At 56.9% G+C, this 25,332-nt stretch carries 22 protein-coding genes; 14 read left to right on the top strand and 8 right to left on the bottom strand.

Going from position 1 to position 25,332, the window contains the following annotated elements; genetic code table 11:
- The first annotated feature begins 531 nt into the window (after positions 1-531).
- From dnaA to yidA, 5 genes are all read left to right on the top strand, one after another.
- Positions 532-1,926, top strand: a complete 1,395-nt coding sequence (gene dnaA / locus J0X03_RS23810; protein WP_004933889.1) for a chromosomal replication initiator protein DnaA — start codon at positions 532-534, stop codon at positions 1,924-1,926.
- A 4-nt stretch (positions 1,927-1,930) separates the two neighbouring features.
- Positions 1,931-3,031: a DNA polymerase III subunit beta gene (gene dnaN / locus J0X03_RS23805; RefSeq protein WP_004933892.1), complete on the top strand. Its 1,101-nt coding sequence runs from the start codon at positions 1,931-1,933 to the stop codon at positions 3,029-3,031.
- 45 nt (positions 3,032-3,076) lie between these two features.
- Complete coding sequence (gene recF, locus J0X03_RS23800; protein WP_004933895.1) at positions 3,077-4,162, top strand: DNA replication/repair protein RecF; 1,086 nt, start codon at positions 3,077-3,079, stop codon at positions 4,160-4,162.
- 18 nt (positions 4,163-4,180) lie between these two features.
- The gene (gyrB, locus tag J0X03_RS23795; protein ID WP_004933898.1) at positions 4,181-6,595 is read left to right on the top strand and encodes a DNA topoisomerase (ATP-hydrolyzing) subunit B; all 2,415 of its coding nucleotides are present in this window, start codon (positions 4,181-4,183) and stop codon (positions 6,593-6,595) included.
- Positions 6,596-6,720: 125 nt separating this feature from the next.
- Positions 6,721-7,536, top strand: coding sequence for a sugar-phosphatase (gene yidA, locus J0X03_RS23790; RefSeq protein WP_033645143.1), 816 nt, complete (start codon positions 6,721-6,723; stop codon positions 7,534-7,536).
- A 25-nt stretch (positions 7,537-7,561) separates the two neighbouring features.
- On the opposite strand, the gene J0X03_RS23785 is transcribed toward yidA, so the two are convergent.
- Entirely contained in the window at positions 7,562-8,503 is a 942-nt protein-coding gene (locus tag J0X03_RS23785) for an ornithine cyclodeaminase family protein (protein ID WP_160203876.1), read from the bottom strand.
- A complete protein-coding gene (locus tag J0X03_RS23780; protein ID WP_042783385.1) occupies positions 8,490-9,458 on the bottom strand; it encodes a threonine/serine dehydratase in 969 nt (322 codons plus the stop codon). Before J0X03_RS23780 ends, J0X03_RS23785 begins: the two co-directional genes overlap by 14 nt.
- 462 nt (positions 9,459-9,920) lie before the next feature.
- On the opposite strand from J0X03_RS23780, the gene J0X03_RS23775 reads away from it, so the two are divergent.
- Positions 9,921-11,201: a YidR family protein gene (locus J0X03_RS23775; RefSeq protein WP_103101713.1), complete on the top strand. Its 1,281-nt coding sequence runs from the start codon at positions 9,921-9,923 to the stop codon at positions 11,199-11,201.
- A 30-nt stretch (positions 11,202-11,231) separates the two neighbouring features.
- Here J0X03_RS23775 and J0X03_RS23770 read toward each other — a convergent pair whose 3' ends face one another.
- Positions 11,232-11,579 carry a YceK/YidQ family lipoprotein gene (locus tag J0X03_RS23770; protein WP_016929593.1) on the bottom strand — a complete coding sequence of 116 codons (348 nt, stop codon included), beginning with the start codon at positions 11,577-11,579 and terminating at the stop codon, positions 11,232-11,234.
- A 309-nt stretch (positions 11,580-11,888) separates the two neighbouring features.
- Between J0X03_RS23770 and ibpA the strand changes: the two genes are divergently transcribed.
- The 3 genes from ibpA (at position 11,889) to J0X03_RS23755 (ending at position 14,663) form a co-directional block, all read left to right on the top strand.
- On the top strand, positions 11,889-12,302 hold the full coding sequence (gene ibpA, locus J0X03_RS23765) for a small heat shock chaperone IbpA (RefSeq protein ID WP_004933919.1): 414 nt from the start codon (positions 11,889-11,891) through the stop codon (positions 12,300-12,302).
- 106 nt (positions 12,303-12,408) lie between these two features.
- Entirely contained in the window at positions 12,409-12,837 is a 429-nt protein-coding gene (gene ibpB / locus J0X03_RS23760; RefSeq protein WP_004933922.1) for a small heat shock chaperone IbpB, read from the top strand.
- A 167-nt stretch (positions 12,838-13,004) separates the two neighbouring features.
- The gene (locus J0X03_RS23755; RefSeq protein WP_042783386.1) at positions 13,005-14,663 is read left to right on the top strand and encodes a putative transporter; all 1,659 of its coding nucleotides are present in this window, start codon (positions 13,005-13,007) and stop codon (positions 14,661-14,663) included.
- 10 nt (positions 14,664-14,673) lie between these two features.
- On the opposite strand, the gene J0X03_RS23750 is transcribed toward J0X03_RS23755, so the two are convergent.
- The 3 genes from J0X03_RS23750 to J0X03_RS23740 form a co-directional block, all read right to left on the bottom strand.
- On the bottom strand, positions 14,674-15,054 hold the full coding sequence (locus J0X03_RS23750) for a type II toxin-antitoxin system VapC family toxin (RefSeq protein ID WP_160203877.1): 381 nt from the start codon (positions 15,052-15,054) through the stop codon (positions 14,674-14,676).
- A complete protein-coding gene (locus J0X03_RS23745; RefSeq protein WP_025304767.1) occupies positions 15,054-15,275 on the bottom strand; it encodes a ribbon-helix-helix domain-containing protein in 222 nt (73 codons plus the stop codon). The genes J0X03_RS23750 and J0X03_RS23745 overlap by 1 nt, the downstream gene beginning before the upstream one ends.
- Positions 15,276-15,348: 73 nt before the next feature.
- On the bottom strand, positions 15,349-16,599 hold the full coding sequence (locus J0X03_RS23740) for a valine--pyruvate transaminase (RefSeq protein WP_033645138.1): 1,251 nt from the start codon (positions 16,597-16,599) through the stop codon (positions 15,349-15,351).
- A gap of 1,027 nt (positions 16,600-17,626) precedes the next feature.
- Here J0X03_RS23740 and J0X03_RS23735 point away from each other — a divergent pair.
- The 5 genes from J0X03_RS23735 (at position 17,627) to J0X03_RS23715 (ending at position 22,875) form a co-directional block, all read left to right on the top strand.
- Positions 17,627-18,406, top strand: coding sequence for a 2OG-Fe dioxygenase family protein (locus J0X03_RS23735; RefSeq protein WP_033645137.1), 780 nt, complete (start codon positions 17,627-17,629; stop codon positions 18,404-18,406).
- 79 nt (positions 18,407-18,485) lie between these two features.
- On the top strand, positions 18,486-19,625 hold the full coding sequence (locus J0X03_RS23730) for a trans-sulfuration enzyme family protein (protein WP_046687995.1): 1,140 nt from the start codon (positions 18,486-18,488) through the stop codon (positions 19,623-19,625).
- 5 nt (positions 19,626-19,630) lie between these two features.
- Positions 19,631-20,569, top strand: coding sequence for a phosphotransferase (locus J0X03_RS23725; RefSeq protein ID WP_080273428.1), 939 nt, complete (start codon positions 19,631-19,633; stop codon positions 20,567-20,569).
- Between the two features lie 103 nt (positions 20,570-20,672).
- Positions 20,673-21,935, top strand: coding sequence for an ATP-grasp domain-containing protein (locus tag J0X03_RS23720; protein WP_033645134.1), 1,263 nt, complete (start codon positions 20,673-20,675; stop codon positions 21,933-21,935).
- The gene (locus tag J0X03_RS23715; protein ID WP_046687997.1) at positions 21,925-22,875 is read left to right on the top strand and encodes a hypothetical protein; all 951 of its coding nucleotides are present in this window, start codon (positions 21,925-21,927) and stop codon (positions 22,873-22,875) included. Before J0X03_RS23720 ends, J0X03_RS23715 begins: the two co-directional genes overlap by 11 nt.
- Positions 22,876-22,942: 67 nt before the next feature.
- Here the strand turns inward: J0X03_RS23715 and ghrB are convergent, their stop codons facing one another.
- Together ghrB and J0X03_RS23705 are read right to left on the bottom strand one after the other, a co-directional pair.
- Positions 22,943-23,920 (bottom strand): glyoxylate/hydroxypyruvate reductase GhrB, encoded by a 978-nt coding sequence (gene ghrB / locus J0X03_RS23710; protein WP_033645132.1) that lies wholly within the window; start codon positions 23,918-23,920, stop codon positions 22,943-22,945.
- 73 nt (positions 23,921-23,993) lie between these two features.
- Positions 23,994-25,262 (bottom strand): MFS transporter, encoded by a 1,269-nt coding sequence (locus J0X03_RS23705; RefSeq protein WP_033645131.1) that lies wholly within the window; start codon positions 25,260-25,262, stop codon positions 23,994-23,996.
- Positions 25,263-25,332: the final 70 nt, after the last annotated feature.

The raw sequence follows: 25,332 nt of genomic DNA, 5'->3' as shown, positions 1-25,332 counted from the left end.
ACCTGGTTGTCTGCCAATAACGGCACAAAATCCGGTCTTGGCCCGTGGTCACCGCAGAATCCTGTCTGGCTAATGACGCACCATAAGGAACCAGGTATCACACGTAGGGCGAAGATTATACGGACTCGGGGTGAAATCGCAAGGATCCCCGTGAGATCCTTTGCGCGCGATCCCAGGATCCGACGTGGATAACAGGGTATAACCGGTTGACAATGTAAAAAACGCGGCGCAGAGGCCGGGATCTGCACGGTCGTGCGGCCGCAGCGGTGAAAAGATCGCCGCCGGCCGCGGCCTGTGGATAAAATGGATCTAATCTGTGAGGAAGGGGAGGATCTCTTGCGCGGATTGCGCTATGATCCGTCATTCCGATCGCGATCCCTCATGCCGGGATCGTGAAGGACACAAACCGTGAAAGGCGGTTCGCATCCCCCACAGGCAAACAGCCGATGCCGGGTATGTGTCAAAAATCATGAGTTATAAAAAAGTTGCCCGTTTCTTTTCTTTATTGATCTTGTTCGAGTGGAGTCCGCCGTGTCACTTTCGCTTTGGCAGCAGTGTCTTGCCCGATTGCAGGATGAGTTACCTGCCACAGAATTTAGTATGTGGATTCGCCCATTGCAGGCGGAACTGAGTGACAACACCCTGGCGCTGTACGCGCCTAACCGTTTTGTGCTGGATTGGGTTCGCGATAAGTACTTAAACAATATCAATGGTCTGCTGAATGATTTCTGCGGCACGGATGCGCCTTTGCTGCGTTTTGAAGTCGGCAGCAAGCCGATCACGCAGGTGATCAGCCAGACCGTGACCGCCAGCGTCAGCAGCGCCCCTGCGGCCCCGGCGGCGCGCACGGCCGCGCCTTCGCGCCCGAGCTGGGACAACGCGGCGGCGCAGCCCGAGCTCTCTTACCGCTCCAACGTCAACCCCAAACACACCTTCGACAACTTCGTCGAGGGTAAGTCAAACCAGCTGGCGCGCGCGGCGGCTCGCCAGGTGGCGGACAATCCGGGCGGCGCCTACAACCCTTTGTTCCTGTATGGCGGCACCGGCCTGGGTAAAACCCACCTGCTGCACGCGGTCGGCAACGGCATCATGGCGCGCAAGGCCAACGCCAAAGTGGTCTACATGCACTCGGAACGCTTCGTACAAGACATGGTCAAAGCGTTGCAGAACAATGCCATCGAAGAGTTTAAGCGCTACTACCGTTCGGTCGACGCGTTGCTGATCGATGACATCCAATTCTTCGCCAACAAGGAGCGTTCGCAGGAAGAGTTCTTCCATACCTTTAACGCCCTGTTGGAAGGCAATCAGCAGATCATCCTGACTTCGGATCGCTACCCTAAAGAGATCAACGGGGTGGAAGATCGTCTGAAGTCCCGCTTCGGCTGGGGGCTGACGGTGGCGATCGAGCCGCCGGAGCTGGAAACCCGCGTGGCGATCCTGATGAAAAAGGCCGACGAAAACGACATTCGCCTGCCGGGCGAAGTGGCGTTCTTCATCGCCAAGCGCCTGCGTTCCAACGTGCGTGAGCTCGAAGGGGCGCTGAACCGCGTGATCGCCAACGCCAACTTTACCGGCCGGGCCATCACCATCGATTTCGTGCGCGAAGCGCTGCGCGATCTGTTGGCGCTGCAGGAAAAGCTGGTCACCATCGACAATATCCAAAAGACGGTGGCGGAGTATTACAAGATTAAAGTCGCGGATTTGCTGTCCAAGCGGCGTTCGCGATCCGTTGCCCGCCCGCGCCAGATGGCGATGGCGCTGGCGAAGGAACTCACCAACCACAGCCTGCCGGAAATCGGCGATGCGTTTGGTGGCCGCGACCATACCACGGTGTTGCACGCCTGCCGGAAGATCGAGCAGCTGCGTGAGGAAAGTCACGACATCAAAGAAGATTTCTCCAATTTAATCAGAACATTATCTTCATAGCGCTATGAAATTTATCGTTGAACGTGAGCATCTGCTAAAACCGCTGCAACAGGTGAGCAGCCCGCTGGGCGGCCGCCCGACCTTGCCGATCCTGGGCAACCTGCTGTTGCAGGTGACGGAAGGCTCCCTGCTGCTGACCGGCACCGATCTGGAGATGGAAATGGTGGCGCGCGTCGCCCTGTCCCAGCCGCATGAGCCGGGCGCGACCACCGTGCCCGCGCGCAAATTCTTTGATATCTGCCGTGGCCTGCCGGAAGGGGCGGAGATCGCCGTCACGCTGGAGAGCGAGCGCATGCTGGTGCGATCCGGCCGCAGCCGTTTCTCGCTGTCCACGCTGCCCGCGGCGGACTTCCCGAACCTGGACGACTGGCAGAGCGAGGTGGAATTCACCTTGCCGCAGGCGACGCTGAAGCGCCTGATCGAAGCCACCCAGTTCTCGATGGCCCATCAGGACGTACGTTACTACCTGAACGGCATGCTGTTTGAAACCGAAGGCGAAGAGCTGCGCACCGTCGCGACAGACGGCCACCGCCTGGCGGTGTGCTCGATGCCGATCGGCCAGCAGCTGCCGTCGCATTCGGTGATCGTGCCGCGTAAAGGGGTGATGGAGCTGGTGCGCTTGCTGGACGGCGGCGATTCGCTGCTGCAGCTGCAGATCGGCAGCAACAACATTCGCGCCCACGTCGGCGATTTCATCTTCACGTCCAAGCTGGTTGACGGCCGTTTCCCGGACTATCGCCGCGTTTTGCCGAAGAACCCGGACAAAACGCTGGAAGCCGGCTGCGATCTGCTCAAGCAGGCGTTCGCCCGCGCGGCTATTCTCTCGAACGAGAAATTCCGCGGCGTGCGGCTGTACGTCAGCCAGAATCAGCTGAAGATCACCGCCAACAACCCGGAACAGGAAGAGGCGGAAGAGATCCTCGACGTCAGCTACGACGGCGCGGAGATGGAGATCGGCTTCAACGTCAGCTACGTGCTGGACGTGTTGAACGCGCTCAAGTGTGAAGACGTGCGCCTGCTGTTGACCGACTCGGTCTCCAGCGTGCAGATCGAAGACGGCGCCAGCCAGGCGGCGGCCTACGTTGTCATGCCAATGCGGTTGTAGTCTCGTTACCTTGAATTACAGCACCGTCATCGGTAAAGAGATTGCATGGCTCTGACGCGTTTATTGATTAAAGATTTCCGCAATATCGAGGCGGCGGATTTGGCGCTGGCGCCGGGATTCAACTTCCTGGTCGGCGCTAACGGCAGCGGCAAGACCAGCGTGCTGGAGGCGGTGTATACGCTCGGCCATGGCCGCGCCTTTCGCAGTCTGCAGGCCGGTCGGGTGATCCGCCACGACCAACCGGAGTTCGTGCTGCATGGCCGCATCGAAGGCGCGGAGCGCGAGCTATCGGTAGGATTGAGCAAGAGCCGTCAGGGTGACAGCAAAGTACGCATCGATGGCAGCGACGGCCACAAGGTGGCCGAGCTGGCGCAGCTGCTGCCCATGCAGCTGATCACCCCCGAAGGTTTTACCCTGCTGAACGGCGGGCCGAAATTCCGGCGCGCTTTCCTGGACTGGGGCTGTTTTCATAACGAACCCGGTTTTTTCACCGCCTGGAGCAACCTGAAACGGTTACTGAAGCAGCGCAATGCCGCGCTGCGCCAGGTGAGTCGCTATGCGCAGATCCGCGCCTGGGATCAGGAACTGATCCCGCTCGCGGAGCGCATCAGCGAATGGCGGGCGGAATACAGCGACGCGATCGCCGCGGATATCACCGCGACCTGCGCGCAGTTTCTGCCTGAATTCGCCCTGAGCTTCTCCTTCCAGCGCGGCTGGGACAAAGAGAGCGACTACGGCGAGCTGCTGGAGCGCCAGTTTGAGCGCGACAGGGCGTTGACCTATACCGCGGTGGGGCCGCATAAAGCGGACTTTCGCATTCGTGCCGACGGCACGCCGGTAGAGGATTTGTTATCGCGCGGTCAGCTTAAGCTGCTGATGTGCGCGTTGCGCTTGGCGCAGGGTGAGTTTCTCACCCGGCAGAGCGGGCGGCGTTGCCTGTATCTGATTGATGATTTTGCCTCCGAGCTGGACACCGGCCGTCGCCGGTTACTGGCCGATCGCCTGAAAGCCACCCAGGCCCAGGTTTTTGTCAGCGCGGTCAGCGCTGAACAAGTGACCGACATGGCCGGTGAAAAGGGCAAGATGTTCCGCGTGGAACAGGGTAAAATAGAGGTTCAACCACAGGACTAAAATGAGCGAGAAACGTTGATGTCGAATTCTTATGACTCCTCAAGTATCAAGGTATTAAAAGGGCTGGATGCGGTGCGCAAGCGCCCGGGCATGTATATCGGCGATACCGATGACGGCACCGGTCTGCACCACATGGTATTCGAGGTTGTGGACAACGCTATCGACGAAGCGCTCGCGGGCCACTGTAGTGACATTCAGGTCACCATCCATGCCGACAACTCGGTATCGGTGCAGGATGACGGCCGCGGCATTCCGACCGGCATTCACCCGGAAGAAGGGGTTTCAGCCGCAGAGGTCATCATGACCGTGCTGCACGCCGGCGGTAAATTCGACGACAACTCCTATAAAGTTTCCGGCGGCCTGCACGGCGTGGGCGTCTCGGTGGTTAACGCCCTGTCGGAGAAACTGGAGCTGGTGATCCGCCGCGAAGGCAAAGTGCACGAACAAACTTACAGCCACGGCGAGCCGCAGGCGCCGCTGAACGTGGTGGGCGAAACCGAGCAGACCGGCACCATGGTGCGCTTCTGGCCGAGTCACCAAACTTTCACCAATGTGACCGAATTCGAGTACGACATTCTGGCCAAGCGTCTGCGCGAGCTGTCCTTCCTCAACTCCGGCGTGTCTATTCGCCTGAAGGACAAGCGCACCGACCGTGAAGACCACTTCCATTACGAAGGCGGCATCAAGGCGTTTGTCGAGTACCTGAACAAGAACAAAACCCCGATCCACCCGAACGTGTTCTACTTCTCCACCGTGAAAGACGACATCGGCGTGGAAGTGGCGCTGCAGTGGAACGACGGTTTCCAGGAAAACATCTACTGCTTCACCAACAACATTCCGCAGCGCGACGGCGGCACGCACCTGGTCGGTTTCCGTACCGCGATGACCCGTACGCTGAACAGCTACATGGAGAAGGAAGGCTACAGCAAGAAGGCCAAGGTCAGCGCCACCGGCGATGACGCGCGTGAAGGCCTGATCGCCGTGGTGTCGGTGAAGGTGCCGGATCCGAAGTTCTCTTCTCAGACCAAGGACAAGCTGGTCTCTTCCGAGGTGAAAACTGCGGTTGAAACGCTGATGAACGAGAAGCTGGTGGATTACCTGATGGAGAATCCGGGCGACGCGAAAATCGTGGTCGGCAAAATCATCGACGCGGCGCGCGCGCGCGAAGCGGCGCGTAAAGCGCGTGAGATGACCCGCCGCAAAGGCGCGCTGGATCTGGCCGGCCTGCCGGGCAAACTGGCGGACTGCCAGGAACGCGATCCGGCGCTGTCCGAACTGTACCTGGTGGAAGGGGACTCCGCGGGCGGCTCTGCCAAGCAGGGGCGCAACCGCAAGAATCAGGCTATCTTGCCGCTGAAGGGGAAAATCCTCAACGTCGAGAAAGCGCGTTTCGACAAAATGCTCTCTTCGCAGGAAGTGGCGACGCTGATCACCGCGCTGGGTTGCGGCATCGGCCGCGACGAGTACAGCCCGGACAAGCTGCGTTACCACAGCATCATCATCATGACCGATGCCGACGTCGACGGTTCGCACATCCGTACGCTGCTGTTGACCTTCTTCTACCGCCAGATGCCGGAAATCATCGAGCGTGGCCACGTGTTCATCGCACAGCCGCCGCTGTACAAGGTGAAGAAAGGCAAGCAGGAGCAGTACATCAAAGATGATGAGGCGATGGATCAGTATCAGATCGCCATCGCGATGGATGGCGCTACGCTGCACACCAATGCCAGCGCACCGGCGCTCGGCGGCGAGCAGTTGGAGAAACTGGTGGCCGAGCACTACGGCGTGCAGAAGCTGATTGGCCGCATGGAGCGCCGCTACCCGCGCGCGCTGCTGAACAGCCTGATCTACCAGCCGACGCTGAACGAAGGCGATCTCAGCGATGAAGCCAAGGTGAAAACCTGGATCGCGTCGCTGGTGCAGGCGCTGAACGACAAAGAGCAGCACGGCAGCAGCTATGACTTCGTGATCTTCGAGAACCGCGAGCGCCAGATGTTCGAGCCGGCGTTGCGCATCCGTACCCACGGCGTGGATACCGACTATAAGCTGGACTTCGATTTCATCCACGGCGGTGAATACCGCAAGATCTGCCAGCTGGGCGAGCAGCTGCGCGGGCTGATCGAAGAGGGCGCGTTCATTGAGCGCGGCGAACGCCGTCAGCCGGTAGACAGCTTCGAACAGGCGCTGGAGTGGCTGGTGAAAGAGTCGCGCCGCGGCCTGTCGGTGCAGCGTTATAAAGGTCTGGGCGAGATGAACCCGGAGCAGCTGTGGGAAACCACCATGGATCCGGAAAGCCGCCGCATGCTGCGCGTGACCGTCAAGGACGCCATCGCTGCCGATCAGCTGTTCACCACGCTGATGGGCGATGCGGTTGAACCGCGTCGCGCCTTTATCGAAGAAAACGCCCTGAAAGCGGCGAACATCGATATCTGATGCGTTAATGGCTGTGAAAATCCGCGCCGGGCGACCCGCGCGGATTTTTTTTTGGCCTTTTTTGGCGCTGACAGCCGAGGCTGAAACGCGTTAGCATGAATAAAAACCACTGGGAGAAGCGTTGAATGGCTATTGAACTGATTGCGATCGACATGGACGGCACGTTGCTGGATCCGCAGCATCAAATCACGCCGGCGGTAAAGCAGGCTATCGCGGCGGCGCGGCGTAAAGGGGTGCACGTGGTGCTGGCCACCGGGCGGCCTTATGTCGGCGTGCAGGATTATCTGCGCCAGTTGGACATTCAAGGCCCCGGCGATTTCTGTATCACCTATAACGGCGCGCTGGTGCTGCGTGCGGTCGACGGCGCCTGCATTCTGCAAGAAACGCTGGGCTTTGAGGATTATCTGCATTTCGAGCAGATGGCGCGCGAGTTCGGCGTTCACTTCCAGGCGTTTGATTTCGATACCCTGTATACCCCGAACAAGGACATCGGCAAGTACACCATACACGAGGCGGAAATGACCGGCATTCCGCTGAAATACCGCAGCGTGGAAGAGATGGATCGCCAGATGCGTTTCCCGAAAGTGATGATGATCGACGAGCCGGAGCTGCTGGACCGCGCCATCGCGCGCATCCCGGCGGAAACGCGCGCGCGTTACACCATCCTGAAAAGCGCGCCTTATTTCCTCGAGATCCTGCACAAAAACGTCGATAAAGGCGCCGGGGTGAGAATGCTGGCCGAGCATCTCGGCGTGGCGCGGGAGAACATCATGACGCTGGGGGATCAGGCCAATGATACGGCGATGATCGAATATGCCGGCGTCGGCGTGGCGATGGGCAATGCCATTCCCGAGCTGAAAGCGGTGGCGCAGTTTGTCACCAGCGCCAATACCGAAGACGGCGTGGCGCGCGCTATCGAGAAGTTCGTGCTCAACGCCTGATAACGCGGGGCGCTGCGGCGCCCCTTTATACTTTCGCCAACACCCCTTTGGCGATCTGCAGATCCTGAATCGCCAAGCCGGTGAGATCGGCGATGGTGATGTGCTGCGGCTCGCGTCGTACCCGCCCTCCCTGCGCCAAGACGGCGCCAATTTCGACGATTGGCGTTGAAATCAGCCTATTTTGCCGATAAGCCGTCGCGATCTCGCCATAGTCCGCACACTGCGTCAGCGCATCGACCAGCAGCGCGTCTGCGCGGGCCACCAGCTCGGTCGCCAGTTCCTGCTTGCCGGGCGTGTCGGCGCCCACGGCGGTGATGTGCGTACCGGGCCGAATATCCGCCGCCTGCAATATCGGTTCGCGGCTGGGCGTGGTGGTCACGATCAGCTGACAGTGCGCCGCCAGTTCCGCCGCATTCTGCGTAACCCGCACCCGAAAACCCTCGGCTTCGGCATCGCGCCGATACGCCGCCAGCGCCTGTTCGTCTCGCCCCCACACCCATACCTCGCGGCAATCGGTCACCGGTTTCAGGCATTGCAGCTGCAGCCGCGCCTGCAGGCCCGTGCCGACAATGCCGATCGCCTGAATATGCGCTGGCGCGCACAGCTCGGCGACGATGCGGCCGGCCAGGGCGGTGCGCAGCGCGGTCAGCCAACCTTCATCTTGCAGCAGCGCCTGCGGCTCGCCGGTTTGGGCGGAGAACGCCATCATCAGCCCCTGATTGCTCGGCAGGCCGTGTTCGGCATTGCGATAGAAACCGGTAGAGATCTTGACCACGAACAGTTCGTCGCCTTCCAACCAGGCGGACTTGATGCAGCAGTCGCCGTCGGCCCGCTCGAACAGGAAATGCTGCACCGGCGGCTGTTGCACCCGCTGTTGCGAGTAGGCGATAAAACCCTGCTTCAGCAGCGGCGTTATGGTCTCGGCATCGAACGCGGCGAGGATTTGCTGCCGATTAAGGATGTGCATCGGCGATGGCCTTGAGGTATTTCTCCAGCACGATGTTCTTGCCGCACAGCACCACCGCCACCTTTTTACCCTGGTATTCCGGCGCCAGTTTGATCGCCGCCGCCAGCGCCACGCCGGCCGCGCCTTCGATAATCCAGCGATCGCTGGCGGCTATCCGGCGCATCGCGTGTTTAATCTCCGCCTCGCTGACCAGCACTTTGCGGTCGATCAGCTGTTGGCACAGCGGAAAGGTCACGGCGCCCGGCTCGACGCCGCCGGCGGTGCCGTCGGACAGGGTTTCTTGCTCTTCCACCGGGAAGATATGGCCCGCTTCCAGCGCGCTGTACAGGCTGGTGGCGTTTTCCGGCCAGCAGGCGATAAGCTGCGTGTTCGGCGACAGTTGCCGCAGAACGGTGCCGATGCCGGCGATATAACCCCCGCCGCCGACCGCCACGAACACGGCGTCCAGATCGGTGAGCTGTTCAACCAGCTCCATGCCGCAGGTGCCCTGGCCGGCGATCACCTGCTCGTCGTTATACGGCGAGATATAGGTTTTCCCCTGTTCGCGTGCGGCCTGTTCCCCCGCCAGTTCGGCGTTCAGCGCATCGCCCGGCACCAATTCCACGGTGCCGCCCAACGCGCGAATGGTGTCGAGCTTGATGCTCGCCGCCGTCTCCGGCGCATAAACCGTGACGCCAACGCCCATCAGTTGCCCCGCCAAAGCGACGGCCTGACCGTGGTTGCCGGTAGAGGCGGCGATCACGCCGCGCCGGCGTTGCTCGTTATCCAGCAGCCGCAGCTTGTTGCTGGCGCCGCGAAATTTAAAGGAACCGGTGTGCTGCAGGTGATCGCATTTCAAATACAGCTCGCAACCCAATTGCTGAGAAAGCAGCACGCTGCGCTCCAATGGCGTGACTCGCACCTGAGGGCGCAGTTGCTGATGGGCAGAAACAATGGCATCGAAAAGGGGGTTCATACCGGCTCCGGATTTTTTAGACTTAAAATCCAGTTTGTACTTTTTTGTATGGATTGTAAACCCCGTCGGGCAACCCGGCCAGAAAGCGGAAATGGCGGGGGTACGGCATCGCGTATGCGGTGAAAATAAACATTACTGGGCGTTTAGCGGCACAATTTTTTATTTATTTGCGTTAAGTAAGGTGCCGCTGTGGGCGTATTTAATGAGGAGAAGGATAATCAATAAAATAATGCTCGCTTCCTTTACTTATACCGTTTGGGCGTCGTTGAGTTTCCCCATCAGGAATGTGGCCGGCTAGCCGGGCGTTTATTTCCTGCCGGCGTCGTCGATAGGCTTAACGGATAAGTCTCATGGACATTTCGACGCGGGAAAGCCCCCGGCTCGTCCTCGCCGGCCATATGAAACGCGGCTGCCGATCCGGTAAGATGGCCGTTCAGTGCCAGCATGCGCAGGAGAGCCGCCATGAGCCATCGGGAAAAACAACTGACTTTCGACCCACGCGGGCATCAGTTAACCAATATCAACGTCTGGACGCCGGACAGCCAATGGCTGGCTTATGACGTGCGCCCGCGCGGCGCCTCTTTCACCGGCCTGAGCATCGAGCGGGTTAACGTCGCCAGCGGCGCGGTGGAAGTGGTTTATCGCGCCCAGCACGGCGCACACGTCGGCGTGGTCACGGTCAGCCCCGATGCGCCGGCGCGTTACGTCTTCATCCACGGCCCGGAACACCCGGACAGCGCCTGGCAGTATGATTTTCATCACCGCCGCGGGGTGATCGTCAGCGAACCGGATCGCGAGTTGGCCATTACCCTCGACGCGCTGGATATCACGGCGCCCTACACGCCCGGCGCGCTGCGCGGCGGCAGCCATGTGCACGTTTTCAGCCCGGACGGCAGCCGCCTCAGCTTTACCTACAACGATCACGTGATGCATGAATGCGATCCGGCGCGCGATCTGCGCAACGTCGGCGTGGCTGTGCCGCTGCACGGGGTCAATCCGCCGAAACAGCATCCCCGTGAATATGACGGCAGCCACTATTGCGTGCTGGTTAGCGAGACCGTGCCGCAGCCGCAGCCGGGCAGCGATCAGATCAATCGCGCCTACGAAGAAGGCTGGATTGGCCGCGAAGGCTACCGTAAGGCCGACGGCAGCCGACAGCGCTGGGCGCTGGCGTTCATCGGCGATACGCTTTCCGCCGCCGGCGAGAAACTGCCGGAGGTGTTTATCGTCGATCTGCCGGAGAGCGACGCCGACTACGCCAGGGCCGGCGCGGTGCCGCTGCAGGGGACGGAAAGCGAGCTGCCGGCGCCGCCGCTTGGCGTCAGGCAGCGGCGGGTGACCTTTACCGGTGAACGCCGTTTTCCGGGCGTGGTCGGTGCGCCGCGCCATTGGCTGCGCAGCTCGCCGGACGGCAGCCAGATAGCTTTTCTGATGAAGGATGACGGCGGCGTGGTGCAACTGTGGACGGTGTCGCCGAACGGCGGTGAGCCGCGCCAGGTCAGCCGCGGCGAGCATGACATCCAGTCGGCGTTCAGCTGGCACCCGCAGGGCGGGACGATAGCCCTGGTGTGTGACAACAGCGTGATGCTGTGTGAGGTCGCCAGCGGCCGCCTGCAGCGTTTAACGCAGCGCAGCGTGCAGCCGCCGTCGGGGGATGCCGTGGTGTTTTCGCCGGATGGCAAGAAAGTGGCATTTATGCGCGAGATTGCCGGATTCAACCAGATCTTTGTGGTTGAGGCGTAAGGCGGGCCTGATGGCCCGCTGCGTGCGTGATTAGTGTGTGGCGGTGCTGTCGTTGCCCTCGCCGGGGTTGCCGGTTGCCGCCAGATTCTGCTGCTCGCTGCGCAGGATGCGCGCTTTTGGCGAGTCTGCGGTGGCGTCATTGCCTGAACGCAGATAGTCGTAAGGCAGCAGCACGGTATCCATCACTGCGGAGAACGGCAGATCCAGCGCCACCAGCGGCATCATCGCCCAGCTGGTGTTGTCGTCCTTCAGCATGTCCACGCTGGCGCGGGTGCCGGGATAGTAACCCTGATTCGGGCCGGTATGGCTCATCACGCTGGAGCAACCGCTGGTCGCCAACAACATGCAGCCCGTCGCTATCGCTTTCATCGTCGTCATTAATCCATCCTGCAGGGTTGCTGTGCCCCTAAATTAAGCTGATTTATAACATCCTGTTGCTGCTTTAAAAGAAGCAAAATCCCGCTCTGTGGCGGCTCTCTCACTTTAGTGTAAGTGGTAAAAAAACTTTCACCTAACCGAAAAGCGCTTTTTTTGATCCTCGCCCGTTGAATTGATGAAATCAACCCCCATTTTATCATCAGAGCCGGATTGAGAATTTGCCGTAAGGGAATTCTGGCTTAATTAGCCTGTCCAGAATGGAAGGCGTATTTATTTCAACCTCGCTGAAGTGCCTTAGGAGGCTGTTTTATGCGTAATTTCGATCTTTCTCCGCTATACCGTTCCGCCATTGGTTTCGATCGCCTGTTCAACGCGCTGGAGGCCGGCCAGAGCCAGGGCAACGGCGGTTATCCCCCTTATAATGTCGAGCTGGTGGACGAAAATCATTATCGCATCGCCATTGCGGTAGCCGGGTTTGCCGAGCAGGAGCTGGAGATCACCACGCAAGATAATCTGCTGATCGTGCGCGGTGCGCACAATAACGAACCGGCAGAAAAAACCTATTTATATCAGGGCATCGCTGAGCGTAATTTCGAGCGTAAATTCCAGCTGGCCGAACATATTCAAATTAAAGGCGCCAAACTGGAGAACGGTCTGCTGTATATCGATATGCAGCGCATCGTGCCGGAAACATTAAAACCGCGCCGTATCGAAATTAAATAATTCCGTTTTCGCCGGCAGGAACGCTGTCGGCAAATATGCAGTAATAATCCGCCTGCCGTCAGGGGGCTGAATAAACACATCTCGCTTAATGAAAGGAGTTGTTCCTATGCGTAATTACGATCTATCCCCGCTTCTGCGTCAATGGATTGGTTTTGATAAACTGGCCAGTTCCATGGGGGGCCAGGAACCCCAGGGGTTCCCGCCGTATAATATCGAGAAAAGCGATGACAATCACTACCGCATTTCTCTGGCGCTGGCCGGTTTCCGGCAGAGCGAACTGAATATCGAAGTGGAAGGGCCGCGGCTGACCGTCAGCGGTAAACCCACGCCGCCGGAAAAACAGGTCGAGTACCTGCATCAGGGGCTGGTGTGCAAAGAGTTCCAGCTGACCTTCACTCTGGCGGAACACCTGCAGGTGTCCGAGGCCAAATTTGAAAATGGCCTGTTGCACATCGATCTGGTGCGTCAGGTTCCGGAAGCCTTGCAGCCTCAGCGCATCGCCATCGGCGCGACGCCGGAGCTGGAAGCCAAATAACCGACTGAAAAACGGTCATCATCATGCGGGGGAGATCCAGACGGATCTCCCCCGTTGCGTTATGTGGCGCACGCCACAGTCCCCCCGTCTGCCCGATGCCATAATCCTTGTTAATTGTGTGTCTATATCCGCAAATCCCATGTTCAACTTTGGCAAGGATGTGACCTATGAGCGATATCGCCCTGACCGTCAGCATGTTGGCGTTGGCGGCCGTCATTGGGCTGTGGATGGGGAACTGGAAGTTGTACGGTGTCGGGCTGGGGATTGGCGGCGTGCTGTTCGGCGGCATCCTGGTCGGCCACTTCGCCCAGAGCGGGCAAATCAGCCTGAACGGGGACATGCTGCACTTCATCCAGGAGTTTGGCCTGATCCTGTTCGTTTACACCATCGGCATTCAGGTTGGCCCCGGCTTCTTCTCTTCGCTGCGCGTCTCCGGTCTGCGGCTCAACGCCTTCGCGGTGCTGCTGGTGCTGACCGGCGGCGCAGTGGCGGCGGCGGTGCACAAGCTGTTCGACGTGCCGCTGCCGATCATCCTCGGCGTGTTCTCCGGCGCGGTCACCAACACGCCGGCGCTGGGCGCCGGTCAGCAAATCCTGACCGATCTCGGTTCCGATCCGGCATTGGTGGACGGCATGGGCATGGGTTACGCCATGGCCTATCCGTTCGGCATTTGCGGCATCCTGCTGGTGATGTGGCTGATCCGATTGGTTTTTCGCATCAACATCGAGCGCGAGGCGCAGGCGTTTGAAAGCAGCCTGGGTAATCAGCGCGAGCTGTTGCACGCCATGAACGTGGCGGTGCGTAACCCCAATCTGCAGGGCATGGCGATCAAAAGCGTACCGCTGCTCAACGGTGAAGCGATCGTCTGTTCGCGCCTCAAACGCGGCGAGATGTTGATGGTGCCGGCGCCGCATGAGCGGCTGGAGCTCGGCGACTATCTGCACCTGGTGGGCAAACGCGAAGATCTGGAGAACGCCCGGCTGGTGATCGGTGAAGAGGTCGACGCTTCGCTGTCCACGCGCGGCACTGCGCTGCAGGTAGTGAGGGCGGCGGTGACCAACGAGCAGGTGCTGGGGAAAAAAATCCGCGATCTGAACCTGAAGCAGAAATATGACGTGGTGATTTCACGCCTCAACCGCGCCGGCGTGGAGCTGGTGGCCGGCAGCAACGTGACGCTGCAGTTTGGCGATATTCTCAACCTGGTCGGCCGGCCGGAGGCCATCGACGCGGTGACGGCAATCGTCGGCAACGCCCAACAAAAGCTGCAGCAGGTGCAGATGCTGCCGGTCTTTATCGGCATCGGCCTCGGGGTGCTGCTGGGCTCCATTCCGCTGTTTGTGCCCGGCTTCCCGGCGGCATTGCGGCTGGGGCTGGCCGGCGGGCCGTTGGTGGCGGCGCTGATCCTGGGGCGCATCGGCAGTATCGGCAAGCTGTATTGGTTTATGCCGCCGAGCGCCAACCTGGCGCTGCGCGAACTGGGCATCGTGCTGTTTCTGGCGGTGGTCGGTTTGAAATCGGGCGGCAATTTTATCGATACGTTGCTGCATGGCGAGGGGCTGACATGGATTGGTTATGGCGCGTTGATCACCGCCATTCCGCTGCTGAGCGTCGGCATTCTGGCGCGCACGGTGGGCAAGATGAACTATCTGACGCTGTCCGGCATGTTGGCGGGGTCGATGACCGATCCGCCGGCGCTGGCCTTCGCCAACGGTCTGCATCCCACCAGCGGCGCCGCCGCGCTGTCTTACGCCACCGTATATCCGCTGGCGATGTTCCTGCGCATCATGTCGCCGCAGCTGCTGGCGGTGCTGTTCTGGACGTTGTAGTGCGGATCGTCTACAGCCGATAAGGCATCAACACGCCATTGTCAGTGCCGAAATCTTTGGGGTTGCGGGAGATGAGCATCCGGAATCCCACCTGCGCTGTGGCCCAGATAATGGCGTCTGGCAGTTTCACATGCTGTGAGTGGCGCAGTTCTACGGCGCGTTCGGCGACTTCATCGGTAATAGGCAGCAGCAGAAATTGCCCTAAAAACAGACGTGTTTTCAGCTCCAGTGCCGGACCCTGTTTTTTAGCACCTACCATCACTTCCATCCAGGTGATGGCGCTGATGGCCGGATTGATGTGATACTCGACCAGAACGTCCCTGGCTTGAGGAATGCCGTTGAGATAATCGATCAGGATATTGGTGTCGAATAACGCCCGTTGAGCCACCATTATTCCCACTCCTCGCGCTGACGATTTTCGTACTCCACGCCATCTCCCATCGCCCCGGACCAGAGCCCGAAAGCGTTGCTGGGATCTTCCACGTGGTTCTCCGTCAGATAGCGGGAGACTGCTTGACGAATGATTTCGGCCCGGGGAACGTGGCGGATATTTTTCAGATTATCGAGCTGCCGCAGGTCTTCTTCAGGTAAATCGATCACGATGCGAGTCATCGTTGGCCCTCCAAAAAAGATATACGATATATGCATCGTATATCTTTGTCGGTCGATTTTCAATCAGTCGGCGTTAGCCTTCCTGATGTGCGCGTTCGATCTCTTCCGCCAGAATAGCCACGCCGCGCTCGATTTTCTCCGGATCGGGCACGTAGTTCATGCGCATGCACTGGTGGGTATGTGGCCATTCATGCTCCAGTCCCGGGAAGAAGTAGTGGCCGGGCACCATCAGCACGCCGCGCTTTTTCAGGCGCTGATACAGCACTTCGGTGGTGATCGGCAGATCCTTAAACCACAGCCAGAGGAAGATAGCCCCTTCCGGTTTGTGGATCAGGCAGCGTTCCGGCGACAGGTAGCGGCGAATGATCTCGATGGTGTGCTCGACGCGCTGTTTGTAAAACGGGCGAATCACCTCGTTCGACAGGCGCAGCAGATCGCCGCGCGCGATCATTTCCGTCGCCATCGCCGGCCCCATGCTGCCTGGAGACAGGCTGATGATGCCGTTCATGTTGGTCAACGCGGTGATCACCTTCTCGTCGGCGATCACGATGCCGCAGCGCGAGCCGGGCAGGCCGAGCTTGGACAGGCTCATGCACAGGATGGTGTTCGGGTTCCACAGCGGCGTGGCGTCGCTGAAGATAATGCCGGGGAACGGCACGCCGTAGGCGTTGTCGATGACCAGCGGAATATCGCGCTGTTGCGCCAGCAGATCGAGCTTCATCAGCTCTTCGTCGGTGATCACGTTGCCGGTCGGGTTGGTCGGCCGTGAAACGCAGATCATGCCGATGTCATCGCCGATGGTGAGATGTTCGAAATCGACGTGATACTTGAACTGGCCGTCCGGCAGCAGCTCGATGTTCGGTTTGGCGGAGACGAACAGCCCTTCATCCAGCCCGGCATCGGCATAGCCGATATATTCCGGCGCCAGTGGGAACAACACGCGGCGGCGCGAGCCGTCGGCGTAGCGGCCGGCGAACAGGTTGAACAAGTAGAAAAATGCGCTTTGGCTGCCATTAGTCAGAGCAATATTCTGTGGCGAGATCTCCCAGCCGAGCTCGTCGCGCAGCAGATTGGCCAGCGCTTTCAGCAGCGCGTCCTTGCCTTGCGGGCCATCGTAGTTGCACAGCGCTTCGGTCAGTTTGCCCTGGTCGAGCATCTCCTGGCACAGCTGTTTGAAATAGGCTTCCATCTCTGGGATCTGTGCGGGGTTGCCGCCGCCGAGCATGATGGCGCCGGGGGTGCGCAGGCCTTCGTTCAGGTCGTCCATCAAACGGGTAATGCCCGCATAACGGGTAAATTTTTCGCCGAAAAGTGAGAAAGTCATAGGTGCAGCAGTACTGTTTTTTAGCAGGTAATCACCCACCATACCGCCAGATAAACCCCGCTGCAATGCGGCTGACAAATCGACCGGTGGGCACAAGTTTTGCCCTGCGTTCGATTAGCAGCATATTACGCTGGATTATTATGACCGTTCGCCGGCCCACGTCATTATCGCCTCAACCTTTCAGCCACGCGATTCAGCCACGCGATCTTAGGGTTGGCACAGGTTTTGCGGTCCCGACCCAGATCACACTTTTTCGCTGCATTTCATTAACACTATGGCAATTTATAACCATATCGAGTAACTTCCGCATCCGTTAAATTTAACTTAACAATAAAGATTGTCTAAACTAATGCTCGGAAAGGGATGAGTAGTGCGGTAGCGTGGATGAAGCCATGCCAAAAGCACCGCTTTCAAGGCGATTTTACTTGCCTGACCATGGGTTGATTGCCAGTTTCGTCCCTGTCTATCTACAGAGCAATCGGTTTGATGAGCGGTGTCTCCTGCTGGCCAGCATGGGGCATGTACGTTGCCGTTGCTGAAAATTGGCTATTTTGTATAAAAAATACTAATCATACTACCCGCGAGGGAGCCGCAAATAGCATTTAGCGGCGTAACGCCAGGGTAGGGCGCTCTGTGTCCGGCAGATGCGCATCGCCAGGCATCGCAGCCCATTAGGCGGGTAGGGTTGGAGGATAAAGGTTTCGCGCCGATTCACCTGGCGTCATTTGAAAACCCGTATGCAGCGTAGACTTTCGCTCACCGCGTACAAGTGAGATGAGGTCAGGTAGCAATGAAAAACAGCGCAAGTCTGGTTTCGATAAATAAGTGGAAAAGAAATCTATAAAATTCTCTTTCGCACTTTTTAGCGTGCAGGAAGTTTAAAGAATAAATAATCAAGCTCTTTTATTTGTGAGATGAATTACTTCACTTGAAAAACAGGGAAGCATTTGCTGTTCAATGTTCATGAGCATTGCGGTGAACATCAATATGTCGTTATTCCAATCAGAGTAAAAAGGAAGATTGCACGATGATTCGTGGTAACATTAAAGAGTTTGAGAACACACTTGAGTGCCGTGTGAGCGCATACCCCATGATGACAGATGTAGGGTATTGCAAATTGGCTTCGGATGACTTTAACCTTACCGATGCGCAAAAATCAGACTTAAGTATTATTCAGCGGCATTTCGATACGCTTGCTCTGGATCCCTACGGTGAAAATGCGGGGCGCTATCGGCAGCACAGTAAATATGTGCTTTTACCTTGCTTTAATCTCTTGATTCCTCAATCTTCCGAACACGCCTACAGTTACAAACAAGATGTCGGATTTAATGATGAAGTCGTTGAGGAGGCAAGGAAGTTTCAGCCTGTTCCAAACGAAATTTTGTCAAATAATCTGATCACGTCGCTTGTCCTGCATGATTTTAAAAACTCCCCGTTACATGAGTATGCTTCCACGATTCCCATGGAGGTCGGCATTCACTTCATCAGAATGAAAGCGACGGTTGATGCGCCGGGGATTTCCGTACCGAATCGACTTCATAAGGATGGCGAGCCTTGCACCTGGATACATTTGATCAATCGTGATGGTGTTTCTGGCGGTGAGAACATCATTACAGATAACACTAAGACGAACATCCTGTGTAATGAGGCGATGCTCAAACCGCTGGACTCCATCGGCATCGTTGATGATCTAGTCTGGCACCAGGTGAAACCGGTTCATGTGGATGGGCACGGTAAGGTGGGCTTCCGCGATGTCATATTAATCGATTTCACCCCGATGTTCGCGGTGCCAAATAACCCATCGTAATAAAGACTCACATGAACGGGGGGATCCTTTATTCAAGGCATGCCCCCCACTTCCTGATACTCGAAAATAGGCAGTAACCGTGTTAGCAAAAGAAACTCTTGCCGTTCACAGTGGGACCATTATCGACGAAATGCATGGTGGCATTCTTTCTCCGCTATTCTCCGCGAGTTCTCACAAGCATCTTGATATGACAGAAGATGTCTATCCAAGACATGGTAACTTACCCAATCAGCGCGCCGTTGCCGAGAAGATGTGCGCATTGGAAAGCGGTGGTGAGGCCGCTCTGGTATTCAGTTCCGGTATGGCGGCTTTCGCGACGGCGATGCTTTCGCATTTAAAAGCCGGTGACCATATTGTTTTACAAAACGGCGTGTATTCAGGTGCGCTCAAGTTTGTACAGAATCATTTTGCAAAATTAGGCATCACATACAGCGTTTCGGAGAGTTGTGAAGTAGAGAGCATCATCGCATTAGTCAATTCGAATACGCGAATGATATATATCGAAACACCGACAAATCCATTGCTTAAAATCCTGAACATTGAGCTATTGACCCGATTCGCCAAGAGTCGGGGGGTGTTCACCATTATTGATAACACCGTGGCGACGCCGATCAACCAAAACCCTCTGGAATATGGCGTCGATTTGGTATTGCACAGCGCCACCAAGTTTTTGGGCGGCCACGGCGATGTGTCAGGCGGCGTGGCTGTCGGCAGTGAAGAGTCCATTGCTGCAATGGCCGAATATATGAATGACTTTGGCGGGTGTCTGAACGCGCAGTCATGTCATCTGCTTGAGCGAAGCTTGCGCACGTTGGCCATTCGAATGAATGCCATTAACCGCAACGCGATGGAACTGGCCAGCCGTTTAAATGAGCACCCTAATGTGACGAACGTGTTCTATCCGGGGTTGCCGAGTCATCATAATCATAGCGTAGCCCGCGAACAAATGAGGGGGTTCGGCGGCATGGTCAGCTTTGAAATCGCCCCGCGGTTTGACGCGACAAGTTTTCAGAAGAAGTTAAATCTCATCGTCCCTTCCAACAGTTTGGGGGATTTGGAGACCACGCTGAACTCGCCTTATCAGGCCTCATCGTCGTTCAGAAGTCTTAGCGAGCAGGAGCAGAAAAAATCAGGGATTACGAGGCAATTAATACGAATGTCAGTCGGCATCGAAGACGTTAATGACTTGTATGAAGATTTGCATCAAGCGCTCAAGTGAATGATATGGAATTAGAAATGCAAACAGGCTCAACGTTGAATAGTGATGAAGTTCACCGCATAGAATCTCTTTATGGGCTGACGGTAAAAAGCAGCGCCTTCTTGGGGATGGGATCCGGCAATACCAATTACTGCCTCGAAACGGATATCGGCCGCTGTGTTTTCAGCATTATTGAAGAGCAAAGCCGTGATGACGTTGAGATCATGGCAAAGACGCTGGTATGGCTGGAAGCACATGATTATGAGACCTCCTTGCTGGTCAAACCCAAAGGGCAAGAAAGCTATTCAATTATATTAAGGGGTAAGCACTCTCTATTAAGAACCTATATGGATGGCGCCGTCCGCCGGGATTTCAACGAACATATGCTCAGGCAGCTCGGCGTTGCCATGGCGAAACTGCATACGATCCCCGTCCCTAATTTCTTAACAGACTCAGTCTTCTATGAGCAGAAAAAGTTCATGGATGCCCTCGATGCCAATATCGATCAGGATTATGAGCGCTGGGCCAAAGATAGACTCAGGCATCTTGCCGTAGAACGCATCAGCGGCTTGCCTACCTCTGTCATCCACTCCGATCTTTTCTACGACAATATGCTGTTTGAAGGCGAGCAGTTCGTCGGCATGATAGATTTTGAGTTGACCTGTATTTATCACTCCGTTTTCGATATCGCCATGGCGATTGTCGGCACCTGCGGCATCAATGGGACGCTGTCGCCGGAAAAAGCGAAGCATATCATCGCGGGTTATAATTCTATAAGAATGCTTGAAGCGCGCGAAATTAAGGTGTTGAAAACCTATACGGAATACGCCGCCATCCTGACATCTCTTTGGCGTTATTGGCGGTATAGAATCTATCAGCCGGGTGGTGATAAATCTGATAAATATCGCGAAATGACAAGCCTGGCTAAAAGTATTGAACGCACCGACTTCTCACAAATTTGCTGACACGTTCCCTGCATAAAGTAAAAGGGCGTCGAGCGTAAATTCGACGCCAAGACAATCGAACGTTAATATTCGGCCCTGATTATAGTACGGAGTAACCCGCTGCATGGACATCAAAGACACGAAAAAAATCGTCATCCTCGTTGACGCCTACTCATCCGGAAATGATGTGGCACCGGAATTCAATAAAAAAGGATACGGGTGCGCGCACATTCAAAGTCGAGAAGATATCCCGGCGAAGCTGCTGAATAGCTACAGAGGGGATGATTTCTTTATCAGTTTGCAATACACAGGGGATGAGATCCTCAATCAATTGCAAGAGTATGATGTTATCGCGGTGATTGCAGGCTGTGAAACAGGCATTGAACTCGCAGATCATCTGGCTGAGCTTCTGGACCTGCCCGGTAACGATACCGGCACGAGCCGTTCTCGCAGGAATAAATACCTGATGCAGGAGTGCTTGAAAAATAGCGCGATCAATCATATCCCCACGCTCCGATTAACTACCCTTAAAGACGCCACGCAATATGCGACCGAGCTGTTTAAAAAATACCGGAAGCTGGTCCTAAAACCCGTTGACAGTGCAGGCACGGACTCCGTTTTTGTTTGCAAAACGGTTGAAGAAGTTGAAGCTCATTCGGGTGATTTGTTCAAAAAAAGCAATCAGCTCAATTTAAAAAATGAAGTCATTATTCTGCAGCCTTTTATTGAGGGGGAAGAGTACGTCGTCGATACTGTCAGTTATCAAGGCCGTCACAAGATCTGTGCGATATGGAAGATGGGCAAGGGCAGTTACAACGGGGCCGATTCCATCTGTGAGTTCACCGAACTGACCTCCTTCGATGCGCAGAATCACGCTCAGCTCAAAGATTACATCTTTAGCTGTCTGGATGCTTTAGGGATCACGTTTGGCGCAGCGCACTCGGAACTGTTTTTAACCAAAGACGGTTGGACGCTAATTGAAACCGGGGCCAGACCGCACGGCGCGGGTTTTCCGGCGTTGTCATCCCTGGCGTTGAAGCGCACGCAGATTGACGAACTGGTACTGAGCGTGTGTTCAACCGAGGCATTCCTGGAAGCGGTCGCAGAGGAATATAAACCGTTAAACTATTTAAAAATTAAAGAGCTGATATCTTTTAGCGCTGGCACTATCAAGGCTGTTAAGCATGTCGATACCATCGCCGGTTTGCCATCCTACAAGAAATCAAATCTGCCGGATGTTGATCAGGAAATAAAACTCACGACGGACGTTTACAGCTCTCCGGGCTGGATTGCGTTAAGCCACCGTTGCGCCGATCAGCTCAATGCCGACTATCAATATATCGTTGGCCTTGAAAGTAAGGGCATGTTTGAAGTCTATGAACAGTAAAATCAAGGCGTCCGGCCCAACGTACATTCTTGGATATTGCATCCTGGGTGCGGCCATAGATGTTTTTCTCTCAGGTTTGTTGCAGAGCATCGATCTGTTCGTATTATTGTTTTGGACTTTCACCTTGACCTGGCTCGGTTTCTTTGTGATCTCCGTGCTGTTTTTCCCCGTCAAGCTGCGAGCTTGCCTCAACGCCTGGAAGTTAATTCTATTATTGAATATCTCTACGCTGGGAGCTTGGGTTGGGCTTTTCGTTGGGTTGAAATGGACGGAGCCCTCCATTCTGGTGGCCATGCTTTTTGGACTGAGCCCGATCATTTCTGTTTTCATTGAGATTTATAACCGAAATTCGGTGGGTGTAAAAAACATCGTTATAGCCGTGATGCTGGCTTTTATTGTCGCCGTGCTGATGATATTGGCCGTGAAAGGGCAGCGTTTTAACCCCTTCGATTCAAACACCCTATTTGTTCTGGCGCTTGGCTTAGTGTGTCTCGTCACCTCAACCTGTATGGCTGTCGGCACCTATATTGCAAAATCATTGTCCAAACAAGCGTTTAACGCCGTCAATATTCAGTCGTTCAGATTTCCCTTGCTCATTGGCGTCTGCGCGCTGATGTTGCCGAGCGAAGGCGTATTGGCAACGACGCAACCCAGCTTCTGGATGTACCTGCCGATCATCGTCATATTAGGGAATATATTGCCGCTATGGATGCTGCAAAAGGGTATTGAACTCACCAGCGCCTTGACCACCAACATTATTGTGAATGTTTCACCCTGCATTACGCTGTTGCTGGAGGCTTTTGACCCGTCGATAGCCTACAGCCATATGAAACTGGCGGTGTTGGTGATGCTGCTGCTGGTCATGCTGATCGCCAATGACGACGTGGGCAAATTTGTCGTCAGCAAGATAAGGGGGAAGCCCGTGAGGTTGACGGAGTGAAGATACTCCGTCGATAGCTGCAAAAAGCGGCGAGGCCAGCGATCCGTAGATCGCCGGCCTCGATAAGTTATTTCTGCAACAGCTGCGGGTTGACGCAGTTTTCTTTCACCGTGCCGGTCAATGCCGCGATCAAGTTATCCACCGCGCAGGCGGCCATGCCGTAGCGCGTTTCATGGGTGGCGGAGCCGATGTGCGGCAACGCCACCACGTTCGGCATACTGAGCAGCGGCGAGTCGGCCGGCAGCGGTTCCTTCTCGAACACATCCAACCCCGCGGCGTGGATCACGCCGTTTTGCAGCGCTTCGATCAGCGCCTGTTCATCCACCACCGGCCCGCGGCCGGCGTTGATCAGAATGCCGCTTTTCTTCATCTTCGCCAGCTGATCGCGGCCGATCAGATGGAAAGTTTGTTCGGTCAGCGGCAGCGTGATGCAAACGAAATCCGACTCGGCCAGCAGGGTATCCAGATCGCAGCGGCGGGCGTTGAAGCGTTGCTCCGCCTCTTCGTGCGTGCGGCGGGCGTTGTACAGCACCGGCATGCCGAAGCCGAAGTGCGCGCGCTGCGCCAGCGCCAGGCCGATGCGGCCCATGCCGAGGATGCCGATGGTTTTGTGGTGCACGTCGACGCCGAACCAGTCCGGCCCGATGCTGCCGCGCCATTCGCCGGCCTTGACCCGTTCCGCCACTTCCACCACCCGGCGCGCCGTCGCCAGCACCAGGCTCATGATGGTGTCGGCGACGGTTTCGGTCAGCACCGTCGGGGTGTGCATCAACAGCACGTTATGGGCGTTGAGCGCCTCGACGTCGAAGTTGTCGTAGCCGACGGAAACGGTCGAGGCCGCGCGCAGTTTGGGCGCCTGCTGCAGGAAGGCTTCGTCAATTTTGCCGCCGGAACCGATGATCCCTTCGGCCTGCTGCAACGCCTGGCGCAGTTCCTCGCGGTTCTCCGGCTGCAGGCCGTTGAACGCGTGTACGGTGAAGTGTTGTTCCAGACGTTCACGCAGGTCGGCGGGCAGGCTTTTGTACAATACGATAGAAGGTTTCATCACGAACTCCAGCTGGGCCAAAGGGGGCCTGGCGCCCCCTCGGGTTGATTGACAGAGAAAAAGTATAACCGGATCAAGCCATCTGCGGCTGGATCTCGTTGCGGGCGGGCTTGACGATCAGCGTCAACACCACCGCCACCACCAGTGCGATAGCCATAAACATGTAGGAAGCCGCCGGACTGCCGGTGGCGCCGTTCAGGTAACCGACGAACCAGGAACCGAAGAACGAACCCAGCGCGCCCATGCTGTTGATCAGCGCCATGGCGCCGCCGGCGACGTTTTTCGGCAGCATTTCCGGAATGATGGCGAAGAACGGCCCGTAGGGGGCGTACATCGCGGCGCCGGCGACCACCAGCAGGCCGTAAGAGATCCAGAAATGGTTGGTGCCGACGGCGTAAGAGCCGAAGAACGCCAGCGCGCCGATCAGCAGCAGCGGCCAGACAAACAGCTTGCGGTTTTGCATTTTGTCCGACGCCCAGGAGACCACGATCATGGCGATGGTCGCCGCCAGGTAAGGCACCGCCGACAGCCAGCCCGCTTCCACCATGCCCATCTGCATGCCGCTGCGCAGGATGGAAGGCAGCCACAGCACGAAGCCGTATACGCCGATGCTCCAGGCGAAGTACTGCACGCACAGCAGGATCACGTTGCGCGAACGGAAGGCTTCGCCGTAGTTGCGCACGGCCTTGATGCCTTTCTGTTCTTCGTCCAGCTGCTGTTGCAGCGCCTGTTTCTCATCGGCGCTCAACCAGCCGGCCTGCGCCGGTTTGTCTTTCGCCAGCACCCACCAGCAGAACGCCCAGATGACCGCCGGAATGCCCTCGATGATGAACATTTCGCGCCAGCCGAAGGCGTGGATCAGGTAACCGGACACCACCGACATCCACAGCACCGTCACCGGGTTGCCGAGGATCAGGAAGGTATTGGCGCGTGAACGCTCCGATTTGGTGAACCAGTTGCTGATGTAGATCAGCATTGCCGGCATCACCGCCGCTTCCACCACGCCGAGGATAAAGCGGATGGCGGCCAGCATCGGAATATTGCTCACCACGCCGGTCAGCGAGGCGCAGCCGCCCCACAGGATCAGGCACCAGAAGATCAGTTTTTTGACGCTGCGGCGCTCGGCGTAGATGGCGCCGGGAATTTGGAAGAAGAAATAACCGAGGAAAAACAGCGCACCCAGCAGCGAGGCCATGCCCTTGGTGATGCCGAGATCCTCATTGATGCCGGCGGCGGAGGCGAAGCTGAAGTTGGCGCGATCGAGATAGGCCAGGCTGTAGGTGATAAACACGATGGGCATGATGTACCACCAGCGTTTGGCCGCGACAGTCGCTTTGTTCATGTTCAGTATCCTTCAGTGGTGTTGCATCCCCTTCGCCCAGCCCGTTGGGCATGAAAGACGAAGGGGCAGA

The organism is Serratia ureilytica, assembly GCF_017309605.1.
GTDB lineage: Bacteria > Pseudomonadota > Gammaproteobacteria > Enterobacterales > Enterobacteriaceae > Serratia > Serratia ureilytica.
Note: the sequence above shows the minus strand (reverse complement) of the source record. Positions and strands in the feature narration are given on the sequence as shown.